The 13,812-nt window shown below is 74.0% G+C and carries 4 protein-coding genes; all 4 read right to left on the minus strand.

All coding sequences use genetic code 11. The features are described from left to right. Window positions 1-2: 2 nt before the first annotated feature. The 4 genes from ACZ6EM_RS21315 to ACZ6EM_RS21330 all read right to left on the minus strand — a co-directional run bounded on the left by ACZ6EM_RS21315 (window position 3) and on the right by ACZ6EM_RS21330 (window position 13,599). The gene (locus tag ACZ6EM_RS21315) at window positions 3-1,697 is read right to left on the minus strand and encodes a phytoene desaturase family protein (protein WP_401047144.1); all 1,695 of its coding nucleotides are present in this window, start codon (window positions 1,695-1,697) and stop codon (window positions 3-5) included. Next, complete coding sequence (locus tag ACZ6EM_RS21320) at window positions 1,684-10,929, minus strand: non-ribosomal peptide synthetase/type I polyketide synthase (RefSeq protein WP_465773004.1); 9,246 nt, start codon at window positions 10,927-10,929, stop codon at window positions 1,684-1,686. The genes ACZ6EM_RS21315 and ACZ6EM_RS21320 overlap by 14 nt, the downstream gene beginning before the upstream one ends. Before the next feature lie 70 nt (window positions 10,930-10,999). Next, on the minus strand, window positions 11,000-11,857 hold the full coding sequence (locus ACZ6EM_RS21325; protein ID WP_401049501.1) for a sterol desaturase family protein: 858 nt from the start codon (window positions 11,855-11,857) through the stop codon (window positions 11,000-11,002). A 308-nt stretch (window positions 11,858-12,165) separates the two neighbouring features. Further along, window positions 12,166-13,599, minus strand: coding sequence for a helix-turn-helix domain-containing protein (locus tag ACZ6EM_RS21330; RefSeq protein ID WP_465773005.1), 1,434 nt, complete (start codon window positions 13,597-13,599; stop codon window positions 12,166-12,168). Window positions 13,600-13,812 lie beyond the last annotated feature (213 nt).

Raw genomic sequence — 13,812 nt, forward strand, 5'->3', positions numbered from 1 at the left:
GCTCACTCCGCCACTCCCACTTCCGGCGCTCCCACGGTGGCCCGGCCGAGTTGCGGCAGCCGGCCCCACTTGCCCGCGTGCCAGGGTTCCCGGTTGTCGCTCGGCCAGGCCCGGAACGGCCGGCCGAGCTCCTGGCAGAGGTACTGCGCGGCGAACCGTCCGCTGGTGGCGGCCCGGATCAGCCCGCCGAGCGAGGTCCACTGGCCCGCCATGGAGAAGCCGCTCAGCCCGGGCAGCCGCATCCGGTCCCGGTTGACCAGCCGGTTGGCGGCGTCCTCGGCCTCGGAGAAGGCCTGCCAGGCGAGGATGCTGCCGTAGGTGTTGCCGGTGAACCGCTCGGTGGTCACCGGCGACGCCACGTCGACGAGTTCGATCCGCGGGCCGAGCTCGGGGTAGGTCCGCTCCAGGAACTCCCGGACGAACGCGGCGACTTCCTGCTTGCGCGCCCGGTAGGCCCGGCGGTCGCTGCTCCGCAGGTCCTTCCAGGAGCGGTAGTCGCTGAAGTAGGTGCAGTGCAGCACCGACTTGCCGGGCGGGGCGAAGCCGTCCGCGTAGGTGGAGCGCAGCTGCACCACCAGGCTGCGCTGGAGCGAGCCGGGCAGTCGCGCACCGTCCTCGGGCGACAGCAGGTAGGTGGTGCTGTGCGGTTCGCCCTCGGGCAGCGGGCCGTCGACGCCGACGAAGGCGGAGACCACGGCCGGGTACAGGTTGCCCGGCTTGTCGAGCAGTTCGCCGTACAGCTTCTCGGTGGCGGGGCTGGAGTACCGGCCCTCCAGCAGCCGGTCGAGCACCGTCGGACCGTCGCAGGCGGCCACCACGTGGTCGGCGAAGTGCCGGGAGCCGTCCTTGAGTTCCACTCCGATCGCGCGCCCGTCCTCGATCAGGATGCGCTCCACCCGGCAGCGGTAGCCGATCACCCCGCCGAGCGAGGTGTAGCGCTCCTCCACCGAGCGGGCCAGCCCGAGCGAACCGCCCTCCGGGAACCCCGCGTTGCCGTTGTGGGCGGCCGCCAGGGTGTACAGGTACGGCAGCAGCGGGAAGCCCTCGGGCTCCTGGAGGAACATGTTGGGGAAGGCCCGCCGCAGCAGCGGGTCCTGGAACCGCTCGGCGAAGCCGCTCATCGGGGTGGTCGCGGTGCGCCAGAACAGCCGGAACGCGGGCAGGACGGTGCGTAGGGTGCGCAGCCGTTCCGCCGTGGTGCGCAGCGGCGGCGGGGTGAGGTCCCAGGGGAGCTCGATCGCGGCGTAGCGGCGCAGGTCCCGGCAGAAGGCCCGGATCGGCTTGGCGTCGCCGGGCGCGAGGGCCAGCAGGTGGGCCTCCAGCCGGTCCGGGTCGCCGTAGAAGGTGACGGCCCGGCCGTGTTCGTCGACCACCCGGTTGAAGGTGTCGAAGCGGGTCACCGACTTGCCGTCCAGGGCGCCGAGTTCGCTCCAGACCTGGTGCGCTCCGGTGCCCTCGGCGGTGCCGATCAGCCAGTCGATGCAGTAGTCGAACAGGTAGCCGTGCCGGGACCACGCGGTGCAGCAGCCGCCGGGCAGCACGTGCTTCTCGAAGATCCGGGTCTCCAGGCCGCTCATCTGCGCGTAGCAGCCGGTGGCGAGGCCGGCCAGGCCGGCCCCGATCACGATCACCCGGGGCGGGCCGCCGGCGGCCCGTTCCCTGGTGGACCAGTCCGGCCCGCGGTCAGCCGAGGACATCGGCGGTGCCCCCGGCCAGGATGGCGCCGGCCAGTTCGGCGTTGCGGGCGGCGAAGTCCCCGTCGAGCATCTCGGCGTGGGCGCCGTGCCCGACGTACACCGCGGTGCCCGTGGTGGAGGCGCCGTGCCAGGCGCCCGGTTCGCCGCCCACGTGCACGGAGAGCCGGTCGCGTTCGCAGACCACGTCCAACTGGGCCCTGACGGTTCCCGTGTTGGGCGTCCGGCTGCTGAACTCCAGGTAGTCCCTGGCCTGTTCGATGGTCTCCCGGGCGACGATCCCCGAGCCGGTGTGGCGGTGCAGGTGCTCGTGGAGTTCGCGTTCGAAGACGGCCAGGTGCTCCTCGCCGAGGTCGAAGGCCTCGGTGACCCGGTAGGCGTCCACCAGCAGCACCGAGGCCACCGTGCGTCCGCGCCGCTCCAGCTCCTTGGCCACCTCGAAGGCGAGGTTGCCGCCGAGCGAGTAGCCGAGCAGGACGTACGGCCCGGCGGGGTGCAGCTCCTCGACCAGGTCCGCGTAGCGGGCGGTCTTGTCGTCGCCGGTCAGGTAGTTGAAAGAGGCGATCCGGTGCTCCGGCAGGTGCGCGGCGAGCTGCCGGTAGACCAGCCCGTGGCCGCCGGCCGGCGGGAAGCAGAAGACCGTGCGGTCCTCGGGCGCCGCGGCGTTGAACCAGAGGTAGGGTTCGCTGCCGGCCACCTCGCCGGTGATGATCTGCTCGACGGTGCGGGCCATGCCGTGCAGGGTGGTGACCTTGAACAGCAGGCCGACCGGGATGCTGATGTTGAACTCGCTCTGCAGGTGGTGGATCAGCTCGATGAGCCGGATCGAGCTGCCGCCGAGTTCGAAGAAGTCGTGCTGGAGGCCGACTTCGTCCAGGCCGAGCAGGTTCTGCCAGTGCTCGGCGACCCTCGTCTCGTAGAGCGTGACGGGCGGTTCGTGCTGGGCCCCGGCGGTGTCGGCCTTCGGCTCGGGCAGGGCCGCGAGGTCCACCTTGCCGTTCGGGGTGAGCGGCAGGGCGGGCAGTTCGGTGAGGTAGGAGGGGATCATCACGGTGGGCAGGTGCTCGGCCAGGTGGCGGCGCAGCTCGCGGCGGTCCAGCACGGTGCCCTCGGCGGGCACCACGTAGGCGGCGAGGGCGGCCTCGCCCCGGGCGTCCTGGCGGACCGCCACGCAGGCCTGGGCGAGTTCCGGACGGGCGGTGAGATGGGCCTCGATCTCGCCGAGCTCGATCCGGTGGCCGCGGACCTTGACCTGGTTGTCGATGCGGCCGAGCAGGTGCAGGGTGCCGGCGGTGTCCCAGTGGCCGAGGTCGCCGGTGCGGTAGAGCCGCGCGGGTGCGCCGTCGAGCTCCAGGGTGACGAAGCGCCGGGCGGTCTGCTCCGGGTCGTTGGGGTAGCCGGCCGCGACGCCCGCGCCGCCGATCCACAGCTCGCCGGGCACGCCCACCGGGACGGGCTCGCCGTACGGGTCCAGGACGTACACCGTGCTGTTCGGGAACGGCCGGCCGATCGGCACCATCCGGCCGGGTTCCAGCTGCTCGGTCGCGCCCTCGTAGTAGGTGCTGTCGACGCTGGCCTCGGTCAGCCCGTAGGAGTTGACCAGCCGGGTCCGCGGGCCGCACAGGGCGCGCACCCGCTGGTGCTCGGCGGCCTTCCAGGAGTCGGAGCCGACGATCAGCAGCCGCAGGAAGTCCAGCGTCAGGCCCTCGCGCTCGCAGTGGGCCAGCAGCCCGCGGGCCACGGCGGGCACGAACTCGCCGCCGTCCACGGCCTCCTCGCGCATCACCCGGTACAGCCGGGCGGTGTCGAAGAGCAGCTCGCGGTCGACCAGGACGAGGGTGCCGCCGGTGCTGAGCGCCCGGGCGAAGTCCCCGGAGAAGACGTCGAAGGCGGTGCCGGCCATCTGGAGGTGCACCCGGACCTCGGTGTCCAGCCGGTACTCGGCGCGCCAGCCGGCGGTGACGGCGGCCAGGTTCCGGTGGTCGACCCGGACTCCCTTCGGCCGGCCGGTGGAGCCCGAGGTGTGGATCAGGTAGGCGGGCCGGTCCGGGTCGGCGGCGGGCAGCGGCACGGCGCCCCCCAGGACCGGCCGGTCCAGCTCCTCCAGGGTGACCGGCTCGGCGGGCAGGTCGGCGGGGAGCGGGCGCCGCTGGTCGACCACCACCAGCGCCGCTCCGGCGTCCGTCACCTGGTGGGCGAGCCGGTCGGCCGGGTGCCCGGGGTCGAGCGGCAGGTAGGCGGCGCCGGCCCGCCAGATCCCCAGCAGGGTGGTGATCAGCTCGGGCGACTTGTCCAGGCAGACCGCGACCACCGAGCCCTCGCCGACGCCGAGTTCGCGCAGTCTCACGGCGGTGCGCTGGGCCTGGCGCTCCAGTTCGCCGTAGGTCAGCCGGCGGACGCCGTCCCGGCCGGGCGCGACCACCGCGACGGCCTCGGGCCGTTCGGCGGCGGCCTTGGCGATCAGCTCGGGCACCGGGGTGTCGTGTTCGATCCGGCGGTCGGCGCCGCTGAATCCGGTGAGGATCTCCCGCCGTTCGGCGTCACCGAGCATCCGCAGCCGTCCGACCGGCTCGTCCTCGGCTGCGCGGGTCATGGCGTCCAGCAGGTTGCGGTAGTGCGCGGCCAGCCGCTGGACGGTGGCGGGCTCGAAGAGGTCCGAGTTGTACTTGAAGACGCAGTGGAAGCAGCCGTCGGCGCGGTCCTCGTAGGCGGACAGCGTGAGGTCGAACTGGCCTTCCTCCTCGGGGAGTTCGATGTACTCCAGGCGGTAGCCGAAGCGCTCCACGGCGACCTTGTGGGTGAGCAGGATGAACATCGCCTGGAACACCGCGGAGCGGCTCGGGTCGTGCTGGAGGCCCAACTGCTCGACCAGCAGCGGGAAGGGGTACTCCTGGTTGTCCAGCCCGCCGAGCACGCTCTCCCGCACCCGGCCCAGCAGCTCGGCCACGGTCGGCTCCCCGGCCAGGCTCACGTGCAGCGGCAGCGGGTTGACGAAGTAGCCGTAGACGGAGGCGAACTCCTCCTGGGTGCGGCCGGTGACGGGGCTGCCGACCACGATGTCCGGCTGCCCGGACCAGCGGTGCAGCAGCAGGTAGTAGGCGCTGAGCAGCACCATGAACGGGGTGGCGCCGTTGGCCCGCGCCAGCTCGTGCACCCGGGCGGTGAGTTCGGCGTCCAGCTGGAAGAACTCGGAGGCGCCGTTGTGGGTCTGCACGGCCGGGCGCGGCTTGTCGGTGGGCAGGGCCAGCACCGGCATCTCGGCCGGCAGGTGGCCGCGCCAGTAGTCGAGCATCCGCCGCGCCTCGGGCCCGGCCAGGAAGCGGTTCTGGCGGTTGAGGAAGTCCAGGTAGCGGGCGGGCACCGGGGGCAGTTCCGGGGTGCGGCCCTGGCGCAGCGCCTCGTAGACCTCGAACAGTTCCTCGATGAAGGTGAAGGTGGAGATCGCGTCCGAGACGATGTGGTGGACGGCCTTCATCAGCACCCAGCGGTCCGGCCCGCGCCGGAACAGCCTGAGCCGCACCAGCGGGTCCTCGGCGAGGTCGTACGGCCGCCGGTACTCGTGGACGATCAGGTCGTGGATCTCCTCCCACGGCCGGCCCTCCACGTCGAACAGCCCGGTGTCGGCCTCGGCCTCCTCCCGGATCCGCTGGACCGGGCGGCCCTCCTCGGCGGTGAAGGCGGCGCGCAGCTCGGGGTGCCGGGCGACGAGGTGGCGGAAGGCCCCGAACATCAGCTCCGGGTCGAGCTCCGCGCGGACCTCGACGGCGCCGCCGATGTTGTACGCGAAGCCGTCCGGGTGCAGCAGGCGCAGGAACCAGAGCGCCTGCTGGTTGTGGGTGAGCGGGAAGCGGGACTCGTCGGCGTACAGCTCGACCTCGGCCTCGGCCGGGCCGCCGTCGGCGGTGAGCCGCTCGGCCAGGCCCTCGGTGAGCAGGTCGACCAGGTCGCCGACGGTGCCGTTGCTGAGCAGGGCCACCACCGGCAGGGCGACGCCCTGTTCGCCGTGCACCCGGGCGCGCAGCTCCATCGCGAGCAGCGAGTCCAGGCCGTGGGCTCCGAGCCTGGTCTCCGCGTCGATCCGTTCGGCGCCGATCCGCAGCACGGCCGCGGCGGCGGCGGTGAACCGTTCGACGACCAGCTCCCGGCGGGCCTGCGGGTCGGCCGCGCGGTAGGCGTCCAGGAAGCCTCCGGTCTCGGCCGGGGCCTGCTCGGCGGCGCTCGCCGCCAGGTCGGCGACCAGCGGCGGCGGCGCCGGGTACCAGGCGAGGAAGGTCGGCCAGTCGACCACGGTGGCGACCAGCAGCTGGGCGCGGTCCTGGCCGAGGACGCGCTCCAGGACGGCCGTTCCGGCGTCCGGCGGCAGCGAGCTCATGCCCCGGGCGTCGCGGTAGTGGGCGACCAGGCCCAGCTCCTCGATCATGCCGGTGGCCCAGGGGCCCCAGTCCAGGCTGAGCCCGGGCAGCCCCTCGGCCCGGCGGTGGTGGGCCAGGGCGTCCAGGAAGGCGTTGCCGGCCGCGTAGTTGGTCTGGCCGGCGGTGGTGAGCAGCGAGGCGACGGAGGCGAACAGCACGAAGTGGTCGAGCGGTTCGTCCCGCAGCAGCCGGTGCAGCAGGTGGCCGCCGATCACCTTGGGGGCGTAGCCGGCGTCGAAGGCCGGCCGGTCCATCTGGGCCAGCAGAGTGTCCCTGACCTGTCCGGCGAGGTGGAACACGCCCCGGATCGGCGGGAGCTGGCGCTGCCGGTAGTCGGCGAGCCAGTCGGCGAGGGCGGCCTCGTCGGTGACGTCGATCGGGGCGAGCAGCGGTTCGGCGCCGAGCGCCTGGAGCTCGCGCAGGAAGGCGATCCGCTCCCCGACGGGGGTGTCCGGTTCGGTGTACGCCCACTCGGAGCGCTCGGGCAGGGCGGTGCGGCCGACCAGGATCAGCCGCCGGGCGCCGCGCCGGACGAGGGTGCGGCAGAGCAGCCGGCCGAGGGCGCCGAAGGCCCCGGTGACCAGGTAGCTGCCGTCGGGACGCAGGACCGGCGGCAGCGGGCGGGTGAGGCCCTCGGCCTGCCGCAGCCGGCTGGTGAGCCGGCCGCCGGACCGCAGGGCGATCTCCTGCTCGTCCCGGGCGGCGAGTTCGGCGAGCAGCGCCTCGGCCTGGTCGGCGGCGTCGACGGCCGGGTCGAGGTCGATCAGGGTGCCGCGCTGGGCGACCAGCTCCTGCTGCCACAGCACCCGGCCGATGCCCCAGGCGGGGGCGCCGAGCGGTTCGACCCGGTCGCCGGGGGCGGCGGGCTGGGTGCCCCGGGTGACGATGTGCAGCCGGCCGTCCGGGCGGGCGGCGGGCAGGGCCTGGGCGAGGGCGATCAGGGAGTAGGCGCCGAGGGTCGCGAGCGGGCCGAGCCGGTCGGCGGTGGTGGCGGCCAGGGCGGGCTGGTCGAGGTTCCAGAGGTGGACGACGGTGGCGAAGCCTGGGTCGAGGTCGGCGAACAGTCGCCGGACGTCCTCGGCGGAGTCGGGCCGTACGGTCGAGTGTCCGTCGCCGTGCCGGTACTCGGTGCCGGGCCGGACCAGGTGGCAGCGGGCGCCCCGGCCGGCGGCCAGGGCGGCCAGCCGCTCGGCGAGGCCTCCCTCGTCGGCGAACAGCAGCAGGTCGCCGGGGGTCCCGTCGACGGCCGGCGCGGCGGCCTCCACCCAGTCGACCTCGGTGAGCCAGCCGTCGATGGTGGCCAGCCCGACGGAGGCCGGGGCCTGGGCGACGTCGGCGACCCGGAAGCCGGTGACCCGGCCGACCGGGGTGCCGTCCTCGGCGTAGAGCGCGAGGTCGCCGACGAGTTCCTCGCCGCTGTCCCGGGTGACGGTGGCGTGCACCCACAGCGGGCGGTCGCCGATCTCGTCGAGCCGGACCTCGGCGATCGAGACGGGGAGCCGGACGCTGCCGCCCTCGGGCTCCTCCAGCCGGGTGGTGAGCAGGGTCTGGAAGCAGCCGTCCAGCAGCACCGGGTGCAGGTGGTGGTCGGCCGCGTCCGGGCCGAGCTCGGCGGTCGGCCGGATCCGCGCGAGCGCCTCGCGGGGGCCCGCCCACACCTCGGCGATGGCCTGGAAGGCGGGCCCGTAGTCGTAGCCGCGCGCGGCCAGCTGCCGGTAGCAGTCCGGGCCGTCGAGGTGTCGCCCCCGGGCCCGGAGGGCGTCCGTGTCCAGTGCGGGGCCGTAGCCGCGGCGCTGGCCGGTGCGGACCCGGCCGCCGGCGTGCACGGCGGGCTCGCCGCCGGCGGGGGTGGAGGCGATGGTGAAGCGGGCGTCCTCCGGCGCGTAGCCGAGCTGGACGGGGACGGGCTCGGTCTCGGAGAGGAACAGCGCCCGGTTCAGCTCGATCTCGGCCAGCGTCACCTCGGTGCCGCCGGTCAGGGTGCGGACGGCCTGGGCGGCCATCTCCAGGTACCCGGCGGCGGGGAAGACGACCTGGCCCTCGATCCGGTGGTCGGTCAGGTAGGGCAGCCGCTCGGGGTCGAGCGCCACGGTCCAGCCGGGCTGGGCGCTCGCGGTGCGGCGGCCGAGCAGCGGGTGGTCCAGCTGCCCGAGCCGGACCTGCTCGACCGGCTTGGGCTCCACCCAGTACCGGTCGCGCCGCCACGGGTAGGCCGGCAGCGGTACCGGGCGGCCCGCCGGGTGCAGCGCGTCCCAGCTCAACTCGACGCCGAGGGTGTGCAGTTCGGCGAGGCTGCGGGCGAGGCGCTCGGGCTCGTCCTGCTGCCGGCGGATCGACGGCAGGACGTGCGCCCGCTCCGCGCACTCGCGGATCGCGTGGCCGAGCACCGGGTGCGGGCCGATTTCCAGGAACAGTCCGTGGCCGTCCTCGGCCATCCGCTCGACGGCGGCCCGGAAGCGCACCGGGTTGCGGACGTTCTGCCACCAGTACTCGCCGTCCAGCTCCGGCCCGCGGGCGAGCCCCTCGCGGGCGGTCAGGTAGAGCGGCAGCCGCGCCTCCTGGGGCTTGATGACGGCGAGCGCGGCCACCAGCTCGTCCCGGATCGGGTCCATCCGCACGCTGTGGTACGGGACTTCGACGTCCAGCAGGCGGGCGAAGACGCCCTGCTGCCGCAGCTCCTCGGCCAGCTCGGCCAGCGCCTCGGCGTCCCCGGCCAGGGTCACCGCGGAGGGGCTGTTGATCGCGCCGAGCGAGATCCGGGAGCGGTACGGGCGGATGCGGCGCTCGGCCTCGGCCTCCGGCAGACCGACCGCGAGCATGGTGCCGCTGCCGGCCAGGCGCTGCTGGAGGCGGCTGCGGGCGAGCACCACCCGCACGGCGTCGGCCAGGTCGTACACCCCGGCCTCGTGGAAGGCGGCGACCTCGCCGGTGCTGTGGCCGACCACCGCGTCGGGGCGCAGGCCGTGGCTCCGCCAGAGCGCCGAAAGCCCCACTTGGACGGCGAAGTTGGCGGGCTGGGCGAGCCAGGTCTCGGCCATCCTGGAGTCCGCCTCGTCCCGGCCCAGCTCGGTCAGCAGCGACCAGCCGGCCTGCGCGCGGATCTCCTGGTCGACGGCCTGCACGGCCTCCCGGTAGACCGGCTCGTGCTCGTACAGCCCACGGCCCATGCCCCACCACTGCGGTCCCATACCGGTGAACACCCAGGCCAGCCGGCGCTGCCGGCGTTCCCGGGCGCGGCCCTGGACCACTCGCGGGTGCTCCTCGCCGCGCGCGTACGCGGCCAGCGCCTCGTCCAGGTCCTCCCGGGTGGAGTAGACCACCCCGAGCCGCTCGGGCAGGTGCTGGCGGCGGTGGGCCAGGGTGTGGCCGAGGTCGGCCAGGGTGGTCCCGCCGGCGAGCTCCTGCCGTACGGCGTCGGCCAGTTCGGGAAGTGCGGCGGTGTCCTTGGTGCTCAGCGGCAGCACCGAGCGGACCGGCCCGGCCACCGGTGCGGCGGGATCGGGCCGCGGCGGCTCCTCCAGCAGCACGTGGGCGTTGGTGCCGCCGAAGCCGAAGGAGTTGACGCCCGCGCGGGCCGGCCCCCGGTGCTCGGGCCAGTCCACCGGGACGGTCGGGATCTCGAACGGCAGCGCGTCCAGGTCGATGCCGGGGTTGGGCCGCTCCAGGTTGAGGTGCGGCGGGATGCGGCGGTGCTTGATCGCGAGCGCGGTCTTGATCAGCCCGGCGACGCCGGCCGCCGCCTCGGTGTGCCCGATGTTGGTCTTGACCGAGCCGACGTAGCAGCGGTCCCCGGGTCGGCGGCCGATGCCGAGCACCCGGCCGAGCGCGGCGGCCTCGATCGGGTCGCCGACCGGGGTGGAGGTGCCGTGCGCCTCGACGTACTGGAGGCTGCCGGGCACCACCCCGGCCTCGGCGCAGACCCGCTCGATCAGGGTGACCTGGGCGTCCGCGCTGGGGACGGTGATGCCGTTGGTGCGCCCGTCCTGGTTGACGCCGGTGCCGAGGATGACGGCGTGCACCGGATCCCCGTCGCGCAGCGCGTCGGAGAGCCGCTTGAGCACGACCACGCCGACGCCCTCGGCCCGGACGTAGCCGTCGGCGGAGGCGTCGAAGGCGCGCGACCGGCCGTCCGCGGAGAGGAAGCCGCCCTTGGTCTCGGCGATCGTGTACTGCGGCGCCATGTGCAGCAACGCCCCGCCGGCCAGGGCGAGTTCGGTCTCGCCGCGGAGCAGGCTCTGGCAGGCGAGGTGGACCGCGACCAGCGAGGAGCTGCACGCGGTGTCGATCGAGACGCTGGGCCCGCGGAAGTCGAAGCAGTGCGAGATCCGGTTGGACACCATCGTCATCATGGTGCCGGTGGCGGTGTGCGCCGCGATGGTGCCGAAGTCGAGGTCGGCGAACTGGAGGATCTTCCAGTCGAGGGTGAAGGCGCCCATGTAGACGCCGACCTCGCGACCGGCCAGTTCGCCGGGGCGCAGGCCGCCGTCCTCCAGGGCCTCCCAGCTGACCTCCAGGAGCTTGCGCTGCTGCGGGTCCATGTGTTCGGCCTCGCGCGGGCTGATCCCGAAGAAGTCCGGGTCGAAGGTGTCGAAGCCGTCGATGTAGCCGCCCCGGCCACCGATCAGCCGCCCCGGCTTGGCCCGGTCCCTGCTGCCCAGGGTGCCGGTGTCGTAGCGGTCGGCGGGCGTCTCTGCGAGACAGTCCCGGCCCTCGATCAGGTTGCTCCAGTAGGACCGGTGGTCGTTGGCGTGTCCTGGCAGGCGGCAGCCGATACCGGTGATCGCGATGCGTTCGCGGGGCACGGCGAAGGGCGAGGAGGTCATGGTCCAATCCGGGGGTGATGGCGTGGCGCCGGGGACACGGGCAAGTGGGAGCGGCCGCTCGGGCCGGGGTTCAGACGGACTGCTCGGTGGTCTTCGCCCGGCGCCAGGGGTGCAGCAGAGTGGCACCGAGCTCCCCGGTGGTGGGGAACGCGGCCGGGTCGGTGAGGCCGACAGCCTTCGGTACCCTGCCGGGCCGCCAGGTGAAGCTCCCGAACACGTGGTCCCAGAGCGAGAGGTCGGAGGCGTAGTGGCCGGCTTCGGCGAGGTCGGTGCTGTGGTGCAGGCGGTGGAGTTCCGGCCCGGCCAGGACGTGGCCGAGCGGGCCGATTCGGACTTCGATGTTGGCGTGGACGAAATACCCCTGAGCCAGGACGAATATTCCGACCACGAACACTGAATCCGGCGAGAATCCGATCAGCGCCAGCGACAGTTGGACCACGGACTGTGCGACGAGCACGTCCAGGAAATGATTCACGCCGTTGTTCGCGACGTTCACCTTGTCCGGGACGTGGTGCACCCCGTGCAGCCGCCAGAGCCACCGGTTGCGGTGGGACCAGCGGTGCACGAGGTAGTCGCCGAGCGAGCCGACCAGCAGCGCGAGTGGGATCTCCATCGCGAACGGCAGCGCCGGGTGGGCCGGGCCGAGCACTTCCACCAGCGTCGCCACCAGCCCCTGGGCCAGCGCTCCGCCGACCATGCTCAGCACGAAGTAGACGCTGTACCAGCCGAGTTCGCGTCGGCTCGGATGCCAGTCGATCCGGTACGGGATCACCCGTTCCAGGACTGCCAGGTATCCGAGGACGGCGACCAGGAAGAGCGGGGAGACCCGGTCCGGCGCCCAGTGGAAGTGCAGGGTCGCGACGGCCGTGCACAGCACGCCCAGGAGCAGCAGCGGGTGGGCGAGCCGGCGGGCAATGGCTGACAGCACGCGCCCCCCGTTCTTCGCGGACTAACGACTGGAAACGTCAGAGACTCTAGCGGCAGACGCGCGCCGTGACAGTCATTCGACGTGTTAACTCCATGAATGACCCGATCGGCGGACTATACGCTCACGAAGTTGACGTTCGTACGGCGTGAAGGGGGCGCATTTTCGAGAAGGTGTGGGAATTGGCGGCGTGCGACCGCATCCGTCCAGGTCTGCGGGCGCTGGTGTGCGCCCCTTCCGCGCCACCCCGCGCGGCCACCTGATCCAGCCAAACGGGCGGCCGTCGCCGCGGCCCCCGGAGCACCGCCCGATCAGGAGCGGGCCGGCTCCGCCAACCGGTGTGCGGCACGGGGCGCGTGCGCCGCGAGACGGTCGCGCAGACCGCGCAGCTCGTACTCGACCAGCGCGGGCAGGGCGGTCACGCCGGTCGCCTCCAGGGCGGGGCCGAGCAGTTCGACGGCCGTCGCCGGGTCGTGCGCGCAGACGTGGCAGTCGGCCGCCCGGACGATGAAGAGCAGTCGGCTGGAGGGCAGTTGGTCCGGACCCAGCAGGCCGAGGGCGGTCTCGGTGGCGTCCAGCGCGCGGCGGGCCAGCCGGGGGTCGTCGGTGGCGGCGGCCAGGTCGCGCAGCGCGGCGGCCGCGGCGGACTCGACCCGCATCCGCATCGAGGCGATCGAGAGCCAGGGCACGTCGACCTCGTCCTCCGCGCCGATGTGGTCCAGGTGCGCCCGCGCCAGCCCGATCTGCCGGACGGTCGCCCGCACGTCACCGGTGAGCGCGTACGCCCGGGCCCGGCTGATCCGGCCCATCGCGCCGGCCCAGTGCCGGTCCGGAGCGACCCGTTCGATCTCGCGGGCGTAGCCGAGCGCCGCGACCGGGTCGCCGTCCAACCGGGCCAGGACGCTCATGTCGCTGAGCGTGCCGACCTGGGTGGCCCGGTCCACGGCCAGCCCGGCCCAGGTGAGGGCGCGGTCGTAGCAGGCCATCGCGGTGGCGTTGCGACCGTCCTGCATCCGCAGCGCACCGGCCGCGTGGGCGTGCTCGGCGGCCAGCCGGACCAGCGGACCGCGCTGCGCGGCGGGGGCACCGGCGAGCCGGGCGAGCACCGCGTGCAGGGTGCGCTCCACGGCGGCGGCCAGGCCCGGCCGGTCGCCGGTCTCGCCGGAGCGCAGGTGGGCGGCGAGCAGCCCGGTCAGGGCGTGCGCGGTGACGTCGTCCAGCGGGCGCCCGGCGGCCGGGTCGGCCAGGCCCTCCTGGGCGCAGAACTCGGCGTGCAGGGCGACGAGTTCTCCGGCCTCGGGGACCGCGCAGCCCTCGGCGCCGTGCAGCGGGCAGAGCAGGCCGTAGTCCGGCAGTCGCAGCGGAGCGGGGGCCGGGGGCGGGACGGGCGCGCCGGGCGCCGCCCCGCCCGGCAGCGGAGGTCGGAGCAGAGCGGGTGAGAGGGCGTCCAGCACGCACAGCTCGGCGCTCTCGGCGCGCTGGCAGGCGGCGCTCAACTCGCCTTCCGCGCCGAGGAGCTCGTCGATCCGGTCGGCGACCCGGGGGGTGACCCGGCGGGCGCCGTGCTCGATCTTGCTGACCGCGGTGTGGTCGTAGCCGATCCCGGCGCCGAGCTGCGCCTGGGTGAGTCCGGCCCGGCGCCGCCAGTGCCGCAGCCGGGCACCGAACTCGCGCCAGGCGTCCTGCCCCCGGCCGGTCGGCGGTGCCGGCACCGCCGCCGCGGGAACCACACGGTTGCGCTGCACGGCTGCCTCCCCGGGCGGGTCGTCCTCGGCCGGTCGCAGGGACTGCCGACGGTTCCAGTGATTCCGACGACTCCGATGACGAGGACGGTACTCGATCGCCACCGGCTCCGTACATGAGGTGGTCTCAACCACGTGAAGGAAAGCCCAGCTTGACGCAAAGCCGGACCTGCGGGCTTGACGGAATTCGCCAACCCGGCGCCTCACGCGCACCAG

The sequence above is a fragment of the Kitasatospora sp. NPDC041917 genome (assembly GCF_055589745.1).

Excerpts from the sequence above, each read along its gene's own strand:
- ACZ6EM_RS21320 (WP_465773004.1), bottom strand. The coding sequence starts at position 10,929 with ATGACCTCCTCGCCCTTCGCCGTGCCCCGCGAACGCATCGCGATCACC.
- ACZ6EM_RS21315 (WP_401047144.1), bottom strand. The coding sequence starts at position 1,697 with ATGTCCTCGGCTGACCGCGGGCCGGACTGGTCCACCAGGGAACGGGCC.